Genomic DNA, 21,724 nt, shown 5'->3' with positions numbered 1-21,724 from the left:
AGTCGAAGGACAGGCGCACTGTCCACGGGCGCCTGCAAGCCATCATTCAAATGGTCCGCGCACCTTCATCGGGGGAGCCACTTGGCCGATCAAAATGAATTCTCGGTACGGTTCTGGGGCGTAAGAGGCTCTATCGCCTGCTCGGCACAGGATGTGATCCGCTATGGCGGCAATACCTCGTCCCTGGAGGTCACGGCGGGCGACCGGACGTTGCTGTTCGATGCCGGTTCGGGCATCCGCTACCTGGGCAAGAAGATGGCGCAGCAGAAGCCGCACCAGGCCGACATGTTCCTGACCCACACCCACTTCGACCATGTCTGTGGCCTGCCGTTCTTCGTGCCGTTCTTCGTGCCCGGCTGGAACTTTCGTGTCTGGGCCGGACATCTGCTGCCCGACCACACGCTGTCCAGCGTGCTGGAAGACATGATGATCGCGCCCCTGTTTCCGGTGCCGCCCGCGATCTTCAATGCCAACATCGACTACATCGACTTCCGCTCCGGCGAGACGCTGGACCTGGGCGACGGCATCACTGTACGCACGGCCCCCCTGATCCACCCCAACAACGCCAGCGGCTATCGCGTGGAGTTCGAGGGCAAGTCGATCTGCTACATCACCGATACGGAGCATCCCGGCGAAGGCAATGACCCCGTTCTGGTGGAGTTCCTGCGCGACGCCGATGTGGTGATCTACGACGCCAGCTACAGCGACGAGGAATACAAGACCCGCGTCGGCTGGGGCCACAGCACCTGGGAGGCCGGCGTCCGCCTGTGTGATGAGGCAAATGCGAAGACCTACGTGGTTTTCCACCACGACCCGGAACATGACGACGACTTCATGGACGGTGTGGCAAGGGATGTGGAGAGCGCTCGGCCCGGCTCCATCGTTGCCCGTGAAGGCATGGTGATCGAGCCCTGAGCACCAGATCGAGCACCACTGGCACCGGCGCTGGCAAGCCCGACTTCGCCACACGCGTTCGCACGATGGCGGAGGCGACGCTGAACGGTGACGTGCAGGGCTGGTTCATCCCCTATCGCCACGCGGCGGAGGTGGTGACACCTGCACCGGCGCCTGTGGTCGCCTATCCCGCAATTGCTGACCTCTTTCACGCCGCACGGGGCGACTGCCTGAACCTGCTGCAGGTGATCAGCGGGTACAGGGAAGACCTGCTGGCGATCTCGGCCACCGATGACACGGCCCGGCCGCGCTGGCTGCAGGACTGGTTCGGCGGTCTCGACGCGGCGGCGGCCTATTGCATGGTGCGTCATCACCGCCCTGCCCGCATCGTCGAGGTCGGGTCGGGGCATTCGACCCGTTTCATGAAGCGCGCGGCGGACGACGGCGGCTACCCTGTCAACATGCTGGCCATCGATCCGGCACCGCGTGCCGACATTCACGACCTGGGCATCCGCATCCGGCAGACAGTGGTTCAGGCGGCACCGGCAGACAGCTTCGCCGATCTGGTCGCGGGCGATCTGCTGGCCATCGATTCGAGCCACATCCTGATGCCCGGCAGCGATGTCGATCACCTGCTGAACAATGTCATTCCCGCCCTGCCCGCCGGTGTGCTGGTCCACATCCACGACATGTTCCTGCCGGGCGGCTATCCGCGGAGCTGGGCCCTGCGCGGCTACAACGAACAGAACGGGGTGGCACCGCTGCTGAGTGGCGGCAGGCTGCGCGTCCTGTTCGGCAGCCGCTACTGCCTTGACCACATGGCCGACGACGTCGCGCGGCTGGCAGGCTTCATCCCGCGCCCGGTCCCGGTGCTGGAGAGCAGCCTGTGGGCCATCACCGCCTGACTGCTGCCGTCACCGCCCCCCTCAACCGGGTGGAAAGAAGATGAAATAGACCGAGATCGTCGCGACCGAGAGTACCGTGCTGGTCAGGATCATCGACGAGGTGCGCAGCACATAGACGCCGTATGCCTGCGCCAGCACGAAGCTGCCCGCCCCCGTCGGCAGGGCCGCCATCAGGATCGCGACCTTGGCCCACAGCGGATCAACCGGCAGGATCACCAGCACCATCAGTGCCGTGACCAGAGGCTGACCCACCAGCTTGGTCAGCGTCATCACGCCGACCTCCACCCGCCCCTCACTGCGGGGCTTGCCCACCATGAACAGGCCGATGGCGAACAGCGCACAGGGTCCCGCCGCGACCCCCAGGATATTGGTGAAGGAATCGACCGGCACGGGCAGGCTGACGCCGGTCGCCGCCCAGCACAGGCCCAGGACCGGTGCCACCAGCATCGGGTTGCGGGCCATGGCGGAGAGCACATTGCCCAGTACGCGGAACGGATTGCCGCCGCCCTTGGTCCCGAACTCGATCAGGAAGATGGCGACCCCCACCACCAGCGCGGTATTGATGACCGTGGCCACGATCGCGGGCAGCGCGGCGGCGTCCCCGAACGCGGTCAGCGCCAGCGGGATGCCCATGTAGCCGGAGTTGCCATAGACACCGTTCATGGCATGGATCGCCGCCTCCGCCAGATTGCGCCGGAACAGCAGGCAGGCCACGACCGTGGTGATGACCCCGATCAGCACGACAGCGCCGAGAAATCCCAGGAAGAAGCCAGGATTGTAGACCTGCGCCAGATCGACCGTCGCCATGGCCCGGAACAGCATCGCGGGCAGCGCCACCCAGTAGACGAAACGGTTCAGCGCAACCGAACTGTCCTCCCCCAGGAGGCCGCGCACACCACACAGGTATCCCGCGCCGACGATGGCGAAGACAGGCAGCACGATATTCAGGATCGGTTCCATCCGGGCTCCGGCAAGAGGGCCGCTTCAGCGCGGTGCGGCGGAACCTAGTCGGAATCGGTGCGGGAGGGAATTGGCAGTGGCCGCTTGCAACACTGCCCTGCAGTCCCGTAAAACCCGGCGGCTGCACGAACGCAGCGGACAATTCGGGACAGGAACAATGGCCAAGATGATCAAGGCGGGCATTCTGGGGGCAAGCGGCTATACCGGCGGCGACCTGGTGCGACTGCTGGTCCGCCATCCGAATGTCGAAATCAGCTTCATGACCGCCGACCGCCACGCGGGCAAGCAGATCGCGGAGGTCTTTCCGCATCTGATCGGCCTGGACCTGCCGAAACTGGTCAGCATCGACGAGATCGACTGGCCGACCGCCGATGCGGATGTGGTCTTCTGCGGCCTGCCGCATGGCACGACGCAGAACATCGTGAAACAGATCCTGACGGAGAATGACCGCATCCGGGTCGTGGACCTTTCCGCCGACTTCCGGCTGGACGATACCGCCGTCTATGCGGAATGGTACGGCCATGAGCACTATGCGCCGGAGATCCAGCCCCTGGCCGTCTATGGCCTGCCTGAGTTCTATCGCGAAGGGGTGAGGTCATCGCGGCTGGTGGCCAATCCGGGCTGCTATCCCACCGCCGCCCTGCTGGGTCTGGTGCCGCTGGCCGCCGCCGGGCAGGTCGATGTGGCCGATGTCATCATCGACGCCAAGTCCGGTGTTTCCGGTGCCGGGCGCGGCCTGAAGGAGAACCTGCTGTTCTGTGAGGTCGGCGAGGGCATTCATCCCTATTCCGTCGGCACCCACCGGCATGCACCGGAGATCGAGCAGGAGATTGCCAAGGCTGCGGGCGGCGCCGACACCCACGTCAACTTCACGCCGCACCTGATGCCGATGAACCGGGGTGAGCTGTGCACCTGCTACGTGCGCATGGTGGGCGGGGCCAGCGTTGACGACCTGCGCCAGACCCTCACCAGCCGCTTTGCCGACGAACCCTTCGTGAATGTGGTGCCGGAGGGTGTTTCCCCCGCCACCCGCAACGTCCGGGGGTCGAACTACTGCCAGATCGGCCTCTATGCCGACCGCATTCCGGGCCGCGCCATCGTCGTCGCGGTGATCGACAATCTGGTCAAGGGATCATCGGGTGAGGCGATCCAGAACATGAACCTGATGTTCGGCTTCCCCGAGACCACGGGCATCGAACAGATCGCCCTGTTCCCCTGAAACCTGCCTTTCCGCTCCTGCGGCGCGACGTGCGCCCAGGAGTGGAAAGCGCGGTATCTTCAGCCGTCTACCGGTCGCCGTAGGACGCCGACATGCCGGCGCGGACATCCATCTGGATGCCGTACTGCGGGATCGGATAGCGCAGGCCGTTGCCGGACAGGTGTGCCAGTCCGTCGATGACCTTGGGCAGGAACTTCGGCGGGATGGCCATCAGCAGCTCATCCTCCATGACGCCGCCATAGCGCCGCTCCGCGAAGCAGGGAATCGACAGGCTGGGTTCACCGGTGCTCAGCGCACGGCCCCAGCTGTCGGCGCAGGAGCTTTCCCCCACGCAGGCCCAGTCAAGCTTCCTGTATCCGGCCCACTGCAGGCCGTTGATGAACAGGATCATCTGTGCCGGGGTCGCATAGATCAGCGCAATGTCCGGCGGGTCCAGCCGCCCCGCCACCAGCGGGGAGCAGGCCATGGCCTCGTACTGACCGGCAGGAACCACATTCATCGCCCCCTGGTGCGCACGTGTATCGGTCTCCGTCTCGTACCAGACGCCGACCATGCCGCGACCCGACTGCCATTCGTCATCCTGCGGACGCAGGCCGATGACCGCGCCGCACTGCGCCCCCACCAGATCCGCCATCGTGATGCCGACGGTCCAGCCCAGCCGGGATGCCTGCCCGACGATCTGATCAGTCGTGTGGATGGCGCGCGGGCGACGGATGCGGGGTATCGCCTCCATCTCCTCCACCGTGCGGAACAGCTTCATGCCGATGGGTGTGGTGCGGAGCCTGAGATACTGGTTCAGGCCATCGACGATCGCCTTCCAGTCATAGGTGTCCGGTTCCGTTACATTCCAGGCGGTGTCTGCCATGTCCTTCATCCTCCCCGAGATTGACCGGGGCAGTATGACGGGCAGATACCTTGTGCAGCAAGCCGGACGAGGCTCAGATGCCAAAGGGTGAGCGCGGGGCACCCATGCTTGCCAGCAGGAACAGCGCACCGAAGGCCAGAAGCGCCAGGCCGCCGAACAGTCGCAGCCCGGTCTCGATCCGCCCCGCCCAGGACATGTCGCGCCGGGCGAAGCGCAGCACCAGGCCCTTCGATGTCAGCGTCAGGATGGCAAGGACGGAGACCGTCAGGCCGGTACCCAGCGACATGGCGAAGGTCGCTCCGATGCCGGCGAACACGAGCCCGTTCGTCAATGCGAAGACAAGCACGATCAGTGCCCCGCCGCAGGGCCGGATGCCGACGGCCAGAATGATCGGCACGGCCCGGCGCAGCGTCAGCCCCTGCCCGTCGCCACTGGCTGGCGGCAGCGCCACATGCCCATGATCGTGACCGTGGCTGTGGCTGTGATCATGCCCGTCGTGGTCATGACCGTGTCCCTCATGGTGGTCATGATCATGGTGATGATGCCCGCGACCGGTCAGCACCTGCCAGATCATGTAGAGGCCGACGGCGGCAATCAGGCCGAAGCTGAACTGTTCCATCGACCAGGCGCTGTCGAGCAGACGCTGCCCGGCGAGGTCGAAGACCCATGCCCCGCCCACGACAAGCACCACCGCCGTGACCCCCTGCATCAGCGACGAGAGCAGGGAAAGCACGATGCCCTGACGCACCGCGCGCTCGTTGGCCAGCAGGTAGGAGGTGATGACGGCCTTGCCGTGTCCCGGACCGACGGCGTGAAACACACCATAGAGCAGGCTGATCGCGATCAGGCCCCATGCCGTGGACAGGCTGTAGTCCTTCTTGAGGGCGCGCACGCCAAGTGAGAGTTCGCGATAGAGTTCCGACTGGACCTGCCGGACCTGGAACATGAGTCGCTCGTACATGCCAGGTTCACTGGCGGGCTCCGCGGCCGCGGGCTTGCCGGGCATCTGGAAGGGCGAGGCCTGTTGCGCCAGCGCCGCCGAACCCGCAAATCCGAGCCAGCCGAGCAGGAGCAGCAGCGGCAGGCACCTGGAAATCAGTCGGTGCATTCAATCGCCACCTTCGGCGCGAAGCTGGAGGCCCAGTTCTGATCCGCGGCCAGGCTCATGGCCAGGGAGTCGCTGACCGTCTTCGGCGTCTCTTCGGGTCCATAGGTCGCGACCTTGCATTCCGGCGGCATGTCCCCGGTGGCCACGGCCGGGCGCTCCGCGTCATTCTGGAACGCGATGTAGTAGCTGGGATCGACGCTGGACATGCGCAGCAGCTGCTGGCGGGGATCAACCGGCGTGACCAGAGGCAGCGTGAAACTGAACGTCAGGATGCCGTCATCGTTCACATTGCTGAAGCTGTCGACCGTGCCGACGGCAACCTGCACCCCATCCGCCAGAATGCTGGTGAAATAGTTCCACTGCTTCAGGTACTCGACATTGATGCTGCCGAGTTCGGTCAGTTCCTCCGGCGTGGTGACACCGTCGCGGTTCCCGTCGGCCCCCTGGATGGCGAAGGCCGAATAGAGGTCATCGAAGCGCCAGATGAGCGTCACGGCGCGGACCTGCCCGGAAGCATCGAACCGGAACGTCGCCGAACTGTCGATCCAGACATGGGGATGCGCCCGCACCCCGACGGTCAGAACGGTCCCCAGCAACAGAACGATGGCAGCGAGTGATCTTGACCGCATTTGCCCCTCCCAGAGCAGATGTGCGCGTGATTTCCGCACTCTACAGGTTTTCAGCGCCGCCTGTCAGTGCCGCCTGCGACCAGACCTGTTCCGGCAAGCACCAGCACGAAGAGAATGATCGCGGCCAGGACGATACTGGGGCCTGAGGGTGAATCGATCCACAGCGACAGACCAAGTCCCCCGCCAACCGAGATCGCCCCCAGCAATGCCGCGACCAGCGCCATGACTTCCGGCGAGCCACTCACCCGGCGGGCGGCGGCTGCCGGAATGATCAGCAGGGCTGTAACAAGCAGGATTCCGACGATCTTCATCGCCGCCGCGATCAGCAGCGCCACCAGCAGGGCGAAGATCAGACGGACCCGCCCCACCGGCACGCCCTCCGCCTTCGCCAGGTCGGCCTGTACGGTCGCAGCCAGCAGATCCCGCCAGATCAGGCCCAGGGCGAGCATGGTGATCGCGACACCGGCGGCGATCCAGATCAGGTCCTGGCGTCCGATGGCAAGGATGTCACCGAACAGATAGCTCATGAGGTCGATCCGCAGGCCGGGCACCGTGGAGGCCACCACCAGGCCCACGGCGAGACTGCCGTGCGCCAGCATGCCGAGCGCGGTGTCGCTCGCCAGCCACCGGAACCGTTCCAGCCAGAACAGGGCAAATGCAGCGATCACCACCACCAGCGCGACACCGATGACCGGCTGTATAGAGAGCAGCAGCCCGAGCGAGACACCCAGCAGCGCGGAATGGGCCATGGTGTCGCCGAAATAGGCCATGCGCCGCCAGACCACGAAGCAACCCAGTGGTCCCGCGACCAGCGCCACCATCACGCCGCCAAGCAGCGCCCGGAACAGGAAATCATCAAGCATCACTCATGCCCTGAATGCGAATGGTGGGCATGGTGACCGTGCCCGTGAGGGTCCGGCGCGTGATCACCGTCCGCTTCGTCGGCCACCACATGTCCATGCAGGTCGTGGTCGTGATCGTGTTCATGCCGGTACACGGCCAGCGTGGCCGCGGCCTGACGCCCGAAGAGACGCAGGAACTCGGGATGGCGGGAAACGTCCGACGGCACCCCGGCACAGCAGATGTGGCCGTTCAGGCAAAGCACCTGATCGGTCGCAGCCATCACCACATGCAGGTCATGCGAGACCATCAGAACCCCCAGGCCCATCTCGTCACGCAACTCACCGATCAGTGCATAGAGCGCCGCCTCGCCCGCGAAATCCACCCCCTGCACCGGCTCGTCGAGTACCAGCAGGTCCGGCTGCCGCAGCAGTGCCCGCGCCAGCAGCACCCGCTGCGTCTCGCCGCCCGACAGGCTGGCGACATCCGCGCGCCGCAGATGCGCCACGCCCACACGTTCCAGCGCCGCACCGATGGCGCTGGCGGAGGCTGGCGCCGTCAGCGTCATCAGCCGGTCGACCCGAAGCGGCAGGACGGCATCGACGCCGAAACGCTGCGGGACATATCCGATGCGGGTGCCCGGCATCAGTCGGGCGCTGCCCTGCGTCACGGAGATCAGGCCGAGCAGGGCCTTGACCAGGGTCGTCTTGCCGGACCCGTTCGGGCCGATGATGGTCACGATCTCTCCGGCCGCGATGTCCATGTCGACGCCGCTCAGTACCGCGCGCCCGCCGAACTGGACCTCCAGTGCCTGCGCACGGGCCAGCAGGCGGCGGTCGCCACCGTGGTTCTCCTGTCCGCCGATCACGGCTGCTGCGCCCATCCTGCTGCCCCGCACGTCAAGCCATGTTCCACGCAACAGATTGTTTACGGCATGGAAACACAAGCAAATTCAATTCATTAGACACCATTTCACCACTGCCGAAATGTTTGCCCCGTCAGCAATGTCGGCGCACCCCTGCCAAATGGACCGGTCCCGACCAGATGGATTTCCATCGAACATCCCAACGGAAGGATCCGGGACAATGACCAAGGTACTGGTGCTCTACTACAGCTCTTATGGCCATATCGAAAGCATGGCCAATGCAATCGCAGACGGCGCGCGCTCCGTCGACGGTACGGAAGTCACCGTCAAGCGTGTGCCGGAACTGGTGCCGGAGGAGGCGGCACGGAACGCAGGCATCAAGCTCGACCAGGCTGCCCCAGTCGCCGAGCCGTCGGAACTCGCCGACTATGATGCGGTGATCTTCGGGACCCCGACCCGGTTCGGCATGATGGCCGCGCAGATGCGCAATTTCCTCGACCAGACCGGCAGCCTCTGGGTGCAGGGCAAGCTGGTGGGCAAGGTTGGCAGTGTCTTCGCGTCCTCCGCCACCCAGCACGGCGGCCAGGAAAGCACCATCCTGTCCTTCCACACCACGCTGCTGCATCAGGGCATGGTCATCGTCGGACTGCCCTACAGCTTCCAGGGCCAGATGGGCCTCGACGAGATCAAGGGGGGATCGCCCTACGGTGCAACGACCCTCGCCGACGGCGACGGATCGCGTCAGCCGTCCGAAGTCGAGCTGGAGGGTGCGCGGTTCCAGGGTGCGCATGTGGCACGCACGGCGGCAAAGCTGTCCGCCTGAGGTTCCGAAGCGCCGGAACCGGGGATGCCGGTCGCGTCAAACAGGCGCGGTCGGCATTTTCCATGGCCCCGGGATACGGAAACTTCCCTGCCCGACTTGCCGAACGTCACGTAAATATTGCAAGAATACGGATACTGCTTCGTCTATTATCGACGCGAGCGACTGTTGCGGGACGACACGGCAGGCCGGATTCCGGCACCGGCGTCCGCATGGGGGGTCGCCCGTCGATGGTTCGGGTTTCATGAATTCTTGGGAAGAGGAGCTGGCTTGTGGGTCTGGACAGCTTGAAGACACGCCGCACGCTTAATGTTGGCGGCAAGGAGATTGACTATTTCAGCCTGAAGGCCGCCGAGGCCGAGCTGGGTGACATCTCCGCCCTGCCGAAATCGCTGAAGGTGCTGCTGGAGAACCTGCTGCGGTTCCAGGACGACCGCACGGTCAGCGTCGATGACGTCAAGGCCATGGCCGGCTGGCTGAACGACCGGGGCGCCAAGGGGCAGGAGATTGCCTACCGCCCGGCGCGCGTGCTGATGCAGGACTTCACCGGCGTGCCCGCCGTGGTCGACCTTGCCGCCATGCGCTCCGCCATCGAGGCGATGGGCGGCGACCCGAACAAGATCAATCCGCTGAACCCTGTCGATCTGGTGATCGACCATTCGGTCATGGTGGATGCCTTCGGCAACAACACCGCGTTCAAGACCAATGTCGATCTGGAGTACCAGCGCAACAAGGAACGCTACGAGTTCCTGCGGTGGGGATCGCAGGCATTTGACAATTTCCGCGTCGTGCCGCCGGGAACCGGTATCTGCCATCAGGTGAACCTGGAATATCTCGCCAAGGTCGTCTGGACCAGGGAAGAGGACGGCCGCACGGTCGCCTATCCCGACACGCTGGTCGGCACCGACAGCCACACCACCATGATCAATGGCCTGGGTGTGCTGGGCTGGGGTGTTGGCGGCATCGAGGCGGAGGCCGTGATGCTGGGCCAGCCGACCTCCATGCTGATTCCGGAAGTCGTCGGCTTCAAGCTGACCGGCAAGCTGAAGGAAGGCACCACTGCGACCGACATGGTGCTGACCGTGACCGAAATGCTGCGCGCCCGCGGCGTTGTCGGCAAGTTCGTCGAGTTCTACGGCTCCGGCGTCAGCCAGATGAGCCTCGCCGACCGGGCCACCATCGCCAACATGGCACCGGAATATGGCGCCACCTGCGGCTTCTTCCCCGTCGATGACGAGACCCTGGCCTACATGCGCTCCACCAACCGCCCGGCCGAACTGATCGAGCTGGTGGAAGCCTATGCGAAGGAACAGGGTCTGTGGCTGGACGATGCGGAGCCGGTGTTCACCGATACGCTGGAGCTGGATGTCTCCACCGTGGAACCGTGCCTGGCAGGGCCGAAGCGCCCGCAGGACCGGGTGCCGCTGTCGACCGCAGCGACCGCCTTCTCCAAGGCGGAGAAGGACGTGTTCGGCGTCTCCAACCCGGATGCGCGGTTTGCCGTGAAGGGCGCGGACTATGATATCGGCCATGGCGACGTCGTCATTGCCGCCATCACGTCCTGCACCAACACCTCCAACCCCGGCGTCATGCTGGGTGCCGGACTGGTGGCACGGAACGCGGCCAAGCTGGGACTGACCGTGAAGCCATGGGTCAAGACCTCGCTCGCCCCCGGCAGCCAGGTCGTCTCCGACTATCTGGAGAAGGCCGGACTGACCGACGATCTGGACAAGCTCGGCTTCAACCTGGTCGGCTATGGCTGCACCACCTGCATCGGCAACTCCGGCCCGCTGCCGGATCCGATCGCGAACACCATCAGCGAGAACGATCTGGTGGCCTGTTCGGTGCTGTCGGGCAACCGCAACTTCGAAGGCCGCGTGAACCCGCATGTGCAGGCGAACTATCTCGCCTCCCCCATGCTGGTAGTGGCCTACGCCATTGCCGGGTCGATGAAGGTCGATCTGTTCAATGATCCGCTGGGTCAGGACAAGGACGGCAACGATGTCTTCATGAAGGACATCTGGCCGAGCAACGAGGAAGTCGTCGAGACCGTCCGGAGCTGCGTGCTGCCGGAGATGTTCGAGGAGCGTTACGGCAATGTCTTCGCCGGTGACGAGGACTGGCAGAAGGTGCAGAGCAGTGGCGGCCTGACCTACGAGTGGGACATGACCTCCACCTACGTGCAGCATCCGCCGTACTTCGAAGGCATGAAGCTGGACCCGCCGGAAGGCTTCGAGGATGTGGAGAATGCCCGGATCCTGGCGATCCTGGCCGACTCGGTGACCACCGACCACATCTCCCCCGCCGGTTCGATCAAGGCGGACGGCCCGGCCGGCAGCTATCTCAGCGGCAACCAGGTTCCGACGCGTGACTTCAACTCCTACGGCTCCCGCCGCGGAAACCATCAGGTCATGATGCGCGGCACCTTCGCCAACATCCGCATCCGCAACGAGATGGTGCCGGGTGTGGAAGGCGGCATGACCCGCCACATTCCGTCGGGCGAGACCATGTCGATCTATGACGCCGCCCAGAAGTACGCGGAGGAGGGCCGCAAGCTGGTCGTCTTCGCGGGCAAGGAATATGGCACGGGCTCGTCGCGTGACTGGGCGGCCAAGGGAACCAACCTGCTGGGCGTCAAGGCCGTGATCGCGGAGAGCTTCGAGCGTATCCACCGTTCCAACCTGGTCGGCATGGGTGTCCTGCCGCTGGTGTTCCCGGAGGGGACGGATCGCAAGACGCTGGGTCTGACCGGTGACGAGATCGTCACGCTGAAGGGCATCTCCGACGGCATCAAGCCGCGCATGAATGTTCCCTGCGTGATCGAGCGCGCGGACGGCTCGACGGTCGAGGTTGACCTGCTCTGCCGCATCGACACGCTCGACGAGGTTGATTACTTCCGTCACGGCGGCATCCTGCAGTACGTGCTGCGCAGGCTCGCGGCCTGATCAAGGCGGTGTAACGAAAACGCGAGGGGGCGATATTTCACTGACAAGTGACTCGTCGCCCCCTCGTCCGCCGCCTACCTTCGCAGCATGCGAAATCACCTATTGAACAGACTCCCCGGTCGCGCACGTCGCGGCATCACCGCTGCCCTCATGCTGGCGGCGTCCGGCCTTGGCATGCTGGTGGCCGCACCGGATGCACGCGCGGCCGACCACCCCCTGGTCGTGGTGGAACTCTTCACCAGCCAGGGCTGCAACTCCTGTCCCCCTGCCGATGAACTGCTGGGCGAACTGGTGAAGCGCGACGATGTGCTGGGCTTCAGCTTTCACGTCGACTACTGGGATTACATCGGCTGGCACGACACCTTCGCGATGCCGGAGTCGGGGCAGCGCCAGCGCAGCTACGTCAGTCGCGTCGGCGGACGCTACGTCTATACCCCGCAACTGGTGATCGGCGGCAAGGAGCAGGTCGTCGGCCACGACAAGCGTGCGGTGGAGGCCGCGATCGAGGCCACGGCCAGCCGCCCGATGGTGAGCGTCTCGACCCACAAGGGCCGAGGCAAGGGCCAGTGGGTCGTCGATCTGGCGCCAGCCGATCTCGAAACGCCCGCCACCATCTGGCTTGTCGCCTTCGACAATCGCCACGATGTCGATATCCAGCGCGGCGAGAACCGGGGCAAGACGCTTGCCTACTACAATGTCGTCCGGAAGATGGAGCGCGTCGGCACCTGGGACGGCACGTCGGCCCTCAGCCTGCCGGTGGACATGCAGGCCGTCTGGGCCGAGGGCCGTGACGGCTGCGCCGTCATCGTCCAGGCCGACGGCTTCGGCCCGATCCTGGGGGCGGTGCGGGTTGGCGCCAACTGACCATTAGACATGCCTACGGCGCACTGCGCGTCGCTTGACGTTGTTCCCCTGTCCGCACTGACGAATACTCGCCGCTGTATCAGTTCGGCATTCCGGCGGTCGTTCCCATGACCGCGCGCGCCGTCAGACAAGGGTTGGCCGTCAAGTGGACATGACAGCAGGCAGCAGTTTTCTCACCCCCGCCACCATCGCGCAGGCCGTTTCCCTGCTGCGGGACCTGAACGGGACCGGCGTTGCGCTGGCCGGCGCGACATGGATCAGCCGCGCCCCCGTGCGCTGCGAGACACCGCCGCAGACCTATGTCAGCCTGGCGGGTATTTCCGCGCTGCACGAGATTCAGGTCGATGCGGAGCAGGCGTCCATCGGCTGTCTGGCAACCCATGCGCGGATCGCCAACGCCCTGGACAGTTGCGCCGACCTGCGGGCGCTGGCGATGGCTGCCGGATCGTCCGCCACGCCTGCCATACGCCGCATGGCCACCATCGGCGGCAACCTCTGCACCACCGGCTTTGCCCCGGCGGACCTGATTCCGCCGCTGCTGGTACTGGACGCGGAGATCGAGGTTCAGAACCAGGAAGGCATCGCGATCATGCCCGTCGCGGCATTCCTGGCGCAGCGTGGGGACATCACCCCCACCCACCTGGTCACACGCATCATCCTGCCCCGCCATGCCCGACGCAGCGCCCATGCGCGCCTGACGCTGCGCCAGGCGGGGGAGTATCCGGTTGCCCATGTCAGCATCGCCGTGGCCACCGGGGCGGACGACACCATCGCGGATGCCGCCGTGGCTGTGGGTGCCGTCGAGGCCACTGCCCGCCGCTGGCCGGAACTGGAGGCCGCGCTGGTCGGCGAACGGCCTGACCCTGACAGGATGAAGGCCATCTCCGCGTCCCGTGCCGGCGACTTCACCGGGCGCGATGCCACGGACGCACCGGGCTGGTACCGGGAGCGGGTTCTGCCGGGCCTGGTGGCCCGTGTCTTCACGGCGCTTGCCGAAAGAGAGGACTGATCCATGAGCGTGACTCTCAGCGTCAACGGGGAGGAACGCACCTTCACCGGCGACCCGCGCACTCCCCTGATCGATGTGCTGCGCGACCACATGCGCCTGACCGGGGCCAAGTCCGTCTGCCGGGAGGGGTTCTGCGGTGCCTGCACCGTGCATGTGGATGGCGAACCCATGGTATCCTGCCTGATCCCGGTGGGAACGCTGGCCGGGCGGGCTGTCACGACGATCGAGGGCATTGCCGGTGGCGGCGCGCAGCTCAACGCCGTGCAGCAGGCGCTGCTGGATCATGATGTGGTGCAGTGCGGAATGTGCTTTCCCGGCATGGTCATGACCCTCAGCGCCTTTCTGGAGACATCAGCCCAGCCGACCCGCGCGGCACTGAAGGCGGAACTTTCGGGCAATGCCTGCCGCTGCACGGGCTACGAACGCATCATCGATGCAGCCCTTTCCGTGACAGGGCAGGAGGTGGCAGCGCCATGACCGACGCAGGCCATGCCGAGAAGGCCGTGATGAACTTCCCGCGCCGGGATGCGCAGGACAAGATCACCGGCCGGACCCGCTACACCACCGATGTCGGCGGGTCGGAAGTGATCCATGCCGTACTGCTGCGCGCGGAGGTGGCTTCGGCGCGCATCGTGCGGCTGGATGTGGAGCCTGCCCGCCGGATGCCGGGGGTCCGCGCCATCGCCACCGCCGACGATGCACCGGGCCTGTACGGCATAGGCATTGCCGATCACCCGCTGCTGGCTAGGGATGCCATCCGCTATCACGGGGAACCCATCGTGGCACTGGCCGCCGACACGCTGGATCAGGCGCGGGCCGCGCTGGCCGTGATCGAGCTGGAGCTGGCCCCGCTTCCCGCCGTGCCCACGATGGCCGCCGCTCTGGCCGAGGATGCGCCGCTGGTGCACCCGGACTGGAAGAGCTACGAGGTCCTGGCGGAAGGCTCGGTGCGGCAGGGCAATGTGGCCTGGGAAGCCACCGTGACGCGCGGCGACTCCGATGCCGCCTTCGCCCGCCCGGACGTCACCATCGTGGAGGGCTGCTATCAGGTCGGACGGCAGAGTCATGTGCCCTTCGAACCGCGCGCGGCTGTGGTCTCCTACGAGGACGGGCGTTTCCACATCCACACCTCCACCCAGGTCCCATGGACCGTCCGCGATGTCACTGCCCGCGCGCTGGGGGTACCCGAATCGCAGGTGCGGGTCACCGTGCCCGCCGTCGGCGGCGGCTTTGGGCTGAAGTTCGATGCCTCCATCGAACCCTGCGCCGCGGTCCTGGCGCGCATGTCGGGTCGCACGGTCTCGATCGTCAATTCCCGCCGGGAGGAGCAGATGACTTGCCTCTCCCGCGAGAATGCCGAGATCCGCATCCGCTCCGCCGTCACACAGGAGGGGGAAATCGTCGGACGGGAAGCCACCGTGCTGATGGACTGCGGGGCCTATGGCGGGGAACAGGTCTTCCTGACATCCATGACCGCACACACGCTGGGCGGCAACTACAGGCTCGGCACGGCCCGCCTCTCCAGCCGCGCCATCTATACCAACACGCCGCCCAACGGGGCCTTCCGCGCCTGCAACGGCGTCTACAACACCTTCGCGCTGGAACGGCACACCGACGAGATCGCGGATGCCATCGGCATGGACCGCCTTGAATTCCGCCGCCGCAACGTGCTGGGTGACAAGGACCTCGGTTCCACCGGCCAGGTGTTCGAAGGCAACGTGCTGGGCCCGATGATCGACCGCATGGAGGCACTGCGCGCCAGCTCCGGCGACAGGAAGGCGCTGGCTGACGGAAGGCTCTATGGCCGAGCCACCACGGTCGGCACATGGTTCATCTTCGTCGGCCTGTCTGCCGCGACGGTGAACCTGAACTCCGATGGCAGCGCCACACTGGTCACGACGGGCGTGGAGATCGGACAGGGCACCATGATGCAGGCCCTGCCGCAGATCGTGGCAGCCAGTCTCGGCATCCCACCGGAGCAGGTCATCGTGAAGTCAGCCGACACCGACGCCGCCGGTCGCGATCTGGGTGTGGGCGGCGGACGCACCACGGTTTCCATAGGCGCCGCCAGCGTCGCCGCCTGCGAGGAGGTGAAGGCCAAGCTGCTGGATGTCGCCAGCGAGATGCTGCAGACCGACCGCAGCGAACTGGTGCTCGCCGATGGCCGCATCGAGATCGCCGGACGCCCCGGTACCGGCACCACCATCCAGCAGGTGATCGCGGAGGTGGAAAGCCGGACAGGCCCCGTCTCCGGCAATGGATCCTTCACTGCCCCCGGCGCGGTCTCCGCGCTGCCGGGCTGTGTTGCCGGGCATTTCCTGGACGCCATCGACCTGCCGGTCTTCGCCGTGCATGACTGCGAACTGGCCATTGATCCCGACACCGGTCAGGTCGAGATCCTCGCCTACCGCGTGGTGCAGGATGTCGGCCGCGCCCTCAATCCCCGCGCCATCCACGGCCAGATCCAGGGCGGTGTCGCGCAGGGGCTGGGCTATGCCCTGCATGAGGAAATCACCATCAATGACAGCGGTGCCTTTGACCAGCAGGGGTTCGAGAGCTATCACCTTCCCCTGGCAGCCGACGTCATCCCGGTGGAGTTCGACCTCTATGAAGGCGCACCGTCCTGCGGTCCGCTGGGGACGAAGGGCGCAGGAGAAGTGCCGATCCTGAATGTCGGTGCCACCGTCGCCTGCGCCGTGGCCGACGCCACGGGCACGAAGGTCTCCTCACTGCCGCTGACGCCGCCGAAGGTGATGGCTCTGATCGACGGCAGGCAACCGGAACTGCAGCACCATCACATCAGCCCGGTCTGGGTGGAGAACACGCTGCAGTCCGCCTGAGCCGGCAGCACGCCTCAGAGCAGGTCGGCCAGCAGCGGCTTCACCTCCGTCGCGAAGCGCTGAAGCTGGGCGTGGCTTTCGTCCAGCGGGCCGGTGTGGTCCAGCACCAGATGGCGGACACCTGCGGCATGGAACTTTCGCACGCTCTCGGCCACCTGCTCCGGCGTGCCCAGCGCGGCATAGCGCTTGGCGGGCTTTCGGAAATCCATGGCGTAGCGGGTCGACAGGTGGTCGGTCGCCTTGTCCCAGGCGGTGTCGAAGTCATCGTCGATGCGGAAGAACAGCAGGTGACCGGTCCCGAAGCCGTCAACGCTGCGCCCGGCCTCCGCCATGTTGGCCTGGATGGTGGCCAGCGACTCGGCGAACATCTCCGGTGTCACCACATACGAGATCCAGCCGTCGGAGAGCGTGGCCGCCCGGCGCAGCGCGGCGGGGGAGCGTCCGCCGACCCAGATCGGCGGGCCACCGGCCTGCACCGGGGCGGGCAGCATCCGCGTCGGCGGCAGCTCGAAATGACGGCCCTTGTGGGTGATCTCCTCCCCCGACCAGAGCTTGCGGATGACCTCGATGGATTCGGAGGTTCGGGCGCCGCGCTCCTTGTGCGGCACCCCGGCGGCGGCAAACTCCCCCGGGAACTCACCGCCGACACCGGTGCCGAAGATGAAGCGCCCGCCGGAGATGTGGTCCAGCGTCGCCGCCATCTTGGCGGTGGGCGTCGGGTGCCGCAGGGCAAGCAGGTAGACACCGGTCGCCACGGTCAGCCTGTCCGACAGGGCCGCAGCCTGCGCAAGCTGGATCAGCGGATCCAGGATCGGCACCGCGAAGACCAGGTGATCCCCCAGCCAGAGCGAGTCGAAGCCGTTGCGGTCCGCCAGGTCCACCACCGCGACGGCTTCGTCGCGGGTCGACATCCGCGCCATGAACCCCAGCTTCAACCCCTCGTTCAGCGTCATCGACATGGCTCACCCTCCCCGGATCGCAGTCATTTGGTCTACTTGAATGTTGCTGTATGTTGCGCCGCATGGAACAGGTTCGCAATCGCCGACAGATCATTGACCGCCGTGCCGTGGGCACCCGTATCGCCAGCCTCGCCGAGAAGCAGGAGGCGGATCTGCGCAATGCCGTCTTCGCCGAACTGCGCGAAGCGATGGAGGAAGGCCGCGCGGCGATCGAGCAGCGTTTCGTGAATGGGGAGGCCGGGGACCAGTCAGCGCGGGCGATGGCGTTTCTGGTCGATCAGATCATCCGGCTGCTCTACGACCACGCCCTGAACGACGTGTTTCACGCGGCCAATCCGACCGACGGCGAGCAGATGTCCGTCGTCGCGGTCGGCGGCTATGGCCGGGGCCAGATGGCGCCGCAGTCGGATGTGGATCTGCTGTTCCTGCTGCCCTACAAGCAGACCGCCTGGTCGGAGAGCATGATCGAATACATGCTCTACATGCTGTGGGACCTGAAGCTGAAGGTGGGCCACTCGACGCGCACCATCGACGACTGCATCCGCCTGTCGAAGCAGGACACGACCATCCGCACCGCACTGCTGGAAGCCCGTTTCATCTTCGGCGACCAGAACCTGTTCCTGGAACTGCAACGGCGGTTCCGCAAGGACGTGGTGCAGGGCAGCGGCACCGAATATGTGGAACTGAAACTGGCGGAGCGCGATGAGCGCCATCAGCGCTTCGGCGACTCGCGCTACGTCAACGAGCCCAATCTGAAGGAAGGCAAGGGCGGGATGCGCGACCTGCACACCCTGACCTGGATAGCCAAGTACGTCTACAAGGTGGCCGACGTCGGTGACCTGGTGGAACGGGGCATCATGACTGCCGCAGAGTACCGGCGCTTCGTCAAGGCGGAGCGCTTCCTCTGGTCGGTACGCTTTCACCTGCATCTGCTGACCAACCGGCCCGAAGAGCGCCTGACCTTCGATGTGCAGACCGAACTGGCAACCCGCCTGGGATATACGGACCGCGCCGGTGCGCAGGCCATCGAGCGCTTCATGAAGCATTACTATCTGGTGGCGCGGGACATCGGTGACCTGACGCGGGTCATCTGCTCCTCCATCGAGGCGGAGAACCAGAAGAAGCCGCTGTTCCGCCTGCCCCGCTTCGGCCTGCGCACGAAGCAGATCGACGGCTTCGTGGCGGAAGGCAGCTGGCTGAATGTCGAGGATGAGGAGATGTTCGCCGAGGACCCTGTGGCCATGCTGCGCATCTTCCAGGTGGCACAGGCGAACGATCTGGACATTCACCCCGATGCCCACCGGCTGCTGCGGCGTCACCACAAGAAGATCAATCGCGCGGTGCGCAATGATCCGGTAGCCAACCGCTGCTTCCTGGACATCATGACCTCCAGGAAGGACCCGGAGACCCACCTGCGGCGGATGAGCGAGGCCGGTATCCTGGGCCAGTTCATCACCGACTTCGGGCGGGTCGTGGCGCAGACCCAGCACGACATGTACCACCATTACACGGTTGACGAGCACACCCTGCGCGCGGTCGGGCTGGTCTGGAAGATCGAGCAGGGGGGGCTGGCGGAGGAGCATCCGCTGAGCCACGAGATCGTGCACCAGGTGCTGTCGCGCGAAGTGCTCTACATGGCGGTCTTCCTGCACGACATTGCCAAGGGCCGTGGCGGTGACCATTCGGTTCTGGGGGAGAAGGTGGCGCTGAAGCTGTGCAAGCGCCTCGGCTTCAGTGCGGGCGAGACGGAGATGGTGGCCTGGCTGGTGCGCGCGCATCTGCTGATGTCGGCAACCGCCTTCAAGCGTGACCTGTCCGACGCCAAGACCATCCAGGACTTCGTGGCCCTGGTGCAGAGCCCGGAACGGCTGCGCCTGCTGCTGATCCTGACCGTAGCCGACATTCGTGCCGTCGGTCCCGGAGTCTGGAACGGCTGGAAGGGCCAGCTGCTGCGCGATCTCTACTACCGGGCGGAGGAGGCCCTGTCAGGCGACATGCGCGCCAGGGGTCCGAAGCAGCGGGTCGCGGCGGCGAAAGAAGCCCTGGCCGAAGTCCTCAACACCTGGTCGGCGGAAGATCTGGAGGCGCATACGGAGCGTTTCTACGATGGCTACTGGCTCGGCATCGATACCGATACCCAGGCCTGGCACGCCGGGGTCATGCGCAAGGCGGACCAGAACCAGGAACAACTGGCCATCGCCACCCGCTCCGACCAGTTCAAGGCCATGACGGAGATACTGGTCTATGCGGCCGACCATCCGGGCCTGTTCAGTCGCATTGCCGGCGCCATGGCCGTGGCGCGGGTCAACATCGTCGATGCCCGCATCTCCACCACCCATGACGGCATGGCGGTGGATACCTTCATCGTGCAGGACATGGACGAGAACGCCCTGTCCGACCCGCAGCGGCTGGACAAGCTGCGCGAAGCCGTTGCCCGGACGCTGGCGGGCGAGGTCAGGCCGCGCGGCGTCATAGCCGAACGCAAGCCGGGCTATGCGGAACGCACCCGGGTCTTCAAGGTCGAGCCGGTCGTCCTGATCGACAACAATATCTCCAACACCTGGACGGTGATCGAGGTCAATGGCCGCGACCGCCCCGGCTTCATCCACGATGTTGCCTGGGCGCTGTTCAATCTGTCCCTGAACGTCGGTCGCGCCCGCATCGCCACCTACGGCGAGCGCGCCGTGGACGTTTTCTATGTCCGCGACATGTTCGGCCTGAAGATCGACGACCCCAACCGCCACGAACGCATCCGCCAGCGCCTGATCGAGGCGATCCAGCAGACGACAGCGGCACCGGCTGCGGCTACGCCTGCGAAATCGGCGGCCGCGAAGCCGGCAGCAACCAAGCAGACACCAAAGGCGCAGAAGGCGACAAAGCGCTAGGCAGGTTCCGTTGGCGGGCACGGAACCGCCAGCATCAGTTCGGCAATGTTCAGGACCCCGGGCACGCGCAGACCCCGCGTCGCGCAACGCGGTCCACAGACCAGGAGAAGGCGACCATGGCCCATTCGCTGCATGTTCCGGCAACGCCGGACACTGTTCATTGGGGCTATTTCGACCCGAAACTCCCTGCGGTTGCCTGGGTTCAGGCCGGGGAACAGGTTCTTGTCGAGACCGTCTCCGGCGGCGAGAGCGTGCTGCCACCTCCCCCGATGACGGTACGCGATGACCACCGGCGCATCCTGGACGAGGTCAAGCACAGGATGACGCCCGGCCACACGCTGACAGGTCCGGTCGGCATCAGGGATGCCGAATGCGGCGATGCGCTGTCGGTGAAGATCGAGAGCGTCGAGCTTATCTGCGACTGGGGCTGGAACGCGATCAGGCCCCTGTCTGGCACCCTGCCGGAAGACTTCGATGAATCGCGTCTGCTGCACATCCCGATCGATCAGGCGGCAAGGACCGCAAGCCTGCCCTGGGGCACGACGCTGCCCCTGTCTCCGTTCTTCGGTGTCATGGGCGTTGCGCCGCCCGATCACTGGGGCATCCAGTCATCGATCGTACCGCGCGCCTTCGGCGGAAACATCGACTGCAAACTGCTTGGCGCCGGGGCCACCCTGCATCTGCCTGTCTTTCAGGACGGCGCGCTGTTCTCCTGTGGCGACGGTCACGCGAACCAGGGCGACGGCGAGGTCTGCCTGACCGCCATCGAGACATGCATGAGTGGTGTGTTCTCGTTTCAGGTGGAGAAGGGCGCGGCCGAGAACATGCCGGGACCATGGATGCCGTGGGCGGAAACCGAGGACTCGTTCATCACTTTCGGTTTTGATCCCGATCTGGAGAACGCGGCGAAACAGGCGCTCCGGGCCATGATCCGGCTGATCTCAACGCGCGCCGGCCTGTCACGCGAGGATGCCTACACGCTCTGCTCGATCGCCGCGGACATGCACATCACCCAGCTCGTGAACCAGCACAAGGGCGCACACACCGTCCTGCGGAAATCGGCCCTCGGCTGAATTGCTGCGGACCTCTCTCGCGACCGCAAGCACTGGCGAGGCGA

General features: G+C 65.6%; 18 protein-coding genes. 11 read left to right on the top strand and 7 right to left on the bottom strand.

Translation table 11 applies throughout. The annotated features are described in order from the left end of the window. The first annotated feature begins 81 nt into the window (after positions 1-81). Positions 82-915: an MBL fold metallo-hydrolase gene (locus QGV55_RS02540; protein WP_281018440.1), complete on the top strand. Its 834-nt coding sequence runs from the start codon at positions 82-84 to the stop codon at positions 913-915. A gap of 65 nt (positions 916-980) precedes the next feature. After that, a complete protein-coding gene (locus QGV55_RS02535; RefSeq protein WP_281018441.1) occupies positions 981-1,799 on the top strand; it encodes a class I SAM-dependent methyltransferase in 819 nt (272 codons plus the stop codon). 21 nt (positions 1,800-1,820) lie between these two features. Here the strand turns inward: QGV55_RS02535 and QGV55_RS02530 are convergent, their stop codons facing one another. Beyond that, positions 1,821-2,759, bottom strand: coding sequence for an AEC family transporter (locus QGV55_RS02530; protein WP_281018442.1), 939 nt, complete (start codon positions 2,757-2,759; stop codon positions 1,821-1,823). Positions 2,760-2,916: 157 nt separating this feature from the next. On the opposite strand from QGV55_RS02530, the gene argC reads away from it, so the two are divergent. Beyond that, positions 2,917-3,978 (top strand): N-acetyl-gamma-glutamyl-phosphate reductase, encoded by a 1,062-nt coding sequence (argC, locus tag QGV55_RS02525; protein WP_281018443.1) that lies wholly within the window; start codon positions 2,917-2,919, stop codon positions 3,976-3,978. Between the two features lie 67 nt (positions 3,979-4,045). On the opposite strand, the gene QGV55_RS02520 is transcribed toward argC, so the two are convergent. From QGV55_RS02520 to znuC, 5 genes are all read right to left on the bottom strand, one after another. Continuing rightward, the gene (locus QGV55_RS02520; RefSeq protein ID WP_281018444.1) at positions 4,046-4,843 is read right to left on the bottom strand and encodes a DUF169 domain-containing protein; all 798 of its coding nucleotides are present in this window, start codon (positions 4,841-4,843) and stop codon (positions 4,046-4,048) included. 73 nt (positions 4,844-4,916) lie between these two features. Beyond that, complete coding sequence (locus QGV55_RS02515) at positions 4,917-5,951, bottom strand: nickel/cobalt transporter (RefSeq protein WP_281018445.1); 1,035 nt, start codon at positions 5,949-5,951, stop codon at positions 4,917-4,919. Next, on the bottom strand, positions 5,939-6,580 hold the full coding sequence (locus tag QGV55_RS02510) for a DUF1007 family protein (protein WP_281018446.1): 642 nt from the start codon (positions 6,578-6,580) through the stop codon (positions 5,939-5,941). The genes QGV55_RS02515 and QGV55_RS02510 overlap by 13 nt, the downstream gene beginning before the upstream one ends. 50 nt (positions 6,581-6,630) lie before the next feature. Next, complete coding sequence (locus QGV55_RS02505) at positions 6,631-7,443, bottom strand: iron chelate uptake ABC transporter family permease subunit (protein WP_281018447.1); 813 nt, start codon at positions 7,441-7,443, stop codon at positions 6,631-6,633. After that, positions 7,443-8,303 (bottom strand): zinc ABC transporter ATP-binding protein ZnuC, encoded by an 861-nt coding sequence (gene znuC, locus QGV55_RS02500; protein WP_281018448.1) that lies wholly within the window; start codon positions 8,301-8,303, stop codon positions 7,443-7,445. Before znuC ends, QGV55_RS02505 begins: the two co-directional genes overlap by 1 nt. A gap of 202 nt (positions 8,304-8,505) precedes the next feature. Here znuC and wrbA point away from each other — a divergent pair, with 202 nt between their 5' ends. The 6 genes from wrbA to QGV55_RS02470 all read left to right on the top strand — a co-directional run bounded on the left by wrbA (position 8,506) and on the right by QGV55_RS02470 (position 16,763). Then, complete coding sequence (gene wrbA / locus QGV55_RS02495) at positions 8,506-9,108, top strand: NAD(P)H:quinone oxidoreductase (protein ID WP_281018449.1); 603 nt, start codon at positions 8,506-8,508, stop codon at positions 9,106-9,108. A 284-nt stretch (positions 9,109-9,392) separates the two neighbouring features. Then, the gene (acnA, locus tag QGV55_RS02490) at positions 9,393-12,050 is read left to right on the top strand and encodes an aconitate hydratase AcnA (protein WP_281018450.1); all 2,658 of its coding nucleotides are present in this window, start codon (positions 9,393-9,395) and stop codon (positions 12,048-12,050) included. A 102-nt stretch (positions 12,051-12,152) separates the two neighbouring features. Further along, entirely contained in the window at positions 12,153-12,914 is a 762-nt protein-coding gene (locus tag QGV55_RS02485) for a DUF1223 domain-containing protein (RefSeq protein ID WP_281018451.1), read from the top strand. Positions 12,915-13,065: 151 nt separating this feature from the next. Continuing rightward, positions 13,066-13,923 carry an FAD binding domain-containing protein gene (locus tag QGV55_RS02480; protein WP_281018452.1) on the top strand — a complete coding sequence of 286 codons (858 nt, stop codon included), beginning with the start codon at positions 13,066-13,068 and terminating at the stop codon, positions 13,921-13,923. Positions 13,924-13,926: 3 nt separating this feature from the next. Further along, on the top strand, positions 13,927-14,400 hold the full coding sequence (locus QGV55_RS02475) for a (2Fe-2S)-binding protein (protein ID WP_281018453.1): 474 nt from the start codon (positions 13,927-13,929) through the stop codon (positions 14,398-14,400). Further along, a complete protein-coding gene (locus tag QGV55_RS02470) occupies positions 14,397-16,763 on the top strand; it encodes a xanthine dehydrogenase family protein molybdopterin-binding subunit (protein ID WP_281018454.1) in 2,367 nt (788 codons plus the stop codon). Before QGV55_RS02475 ends, QGV55_RS02470 begins: the two co-directional genes overlap by 4 nt. A gap of 14 nt (positions 16,764-16,777) precedes the next feature. Here QGV55_RS02470 and QGV55_RS02465 read toward each other — a convergent pair whose 3' ends face one another. Then, positions 16,778-17,722 (bottom strand): LLM class flavin-dependent oxidoreductase, encoded by a 945-nt coding sequence (locus QGV55_RS02465; protein WP_281018455.1) that lies wholly within the window; start codon positions 17,720-17,722, stop codon positions 16,778-16,780. Positions 17,723-17,784: 62 nt separating this feature from the next. On the opposite strand from QGV55_RS02465, the gene QGV55_RS02460 reads away from it, so the two are divergent. Next, positions 17,785-20,607 carry a [protein-PII] uridylyltransferase gene (locus QGV55_RS02460; RefSeq protein ID WP_281018456.1) on the top strand — a complete coding sequence of 941 codons (2,823 nt, stop codon included), beginning with the start codon at positions 17,785-17,787 and terminating at the stop codon, positions 20,605-20,607. 116 nt (positions 20,608-20,723) lie between these two features. Then, the gene (locus QGV55_RS02455; RefSeq protein WP_281018457.1) at positions 20,724-21,680 is read left to right on the top strand and encodes an acetamidase/formamidase family protein; all 957 of its coding nucleotides are present in this window, start codon (positions 20,724-20,726) and stop codon (positions 21,678-21,680) included. The last annotated feature ends 44 nt before the right edge of the window (positions 21,681-21,724 follow it).

Source organism: Minwuia sp. IMCC3009, from assembly GCF_029909415.1.
GTDB lineage: Bacteria > Pseudomonadota > Alphaproteobacteria > Minwuiales > Minwuiaceae > Minwuia.
The sequence above is the reverse complement of the archived record's forward strand: the minus strand, read 5'-3'. Positions and strand labels throughout refer to the sequence as shown.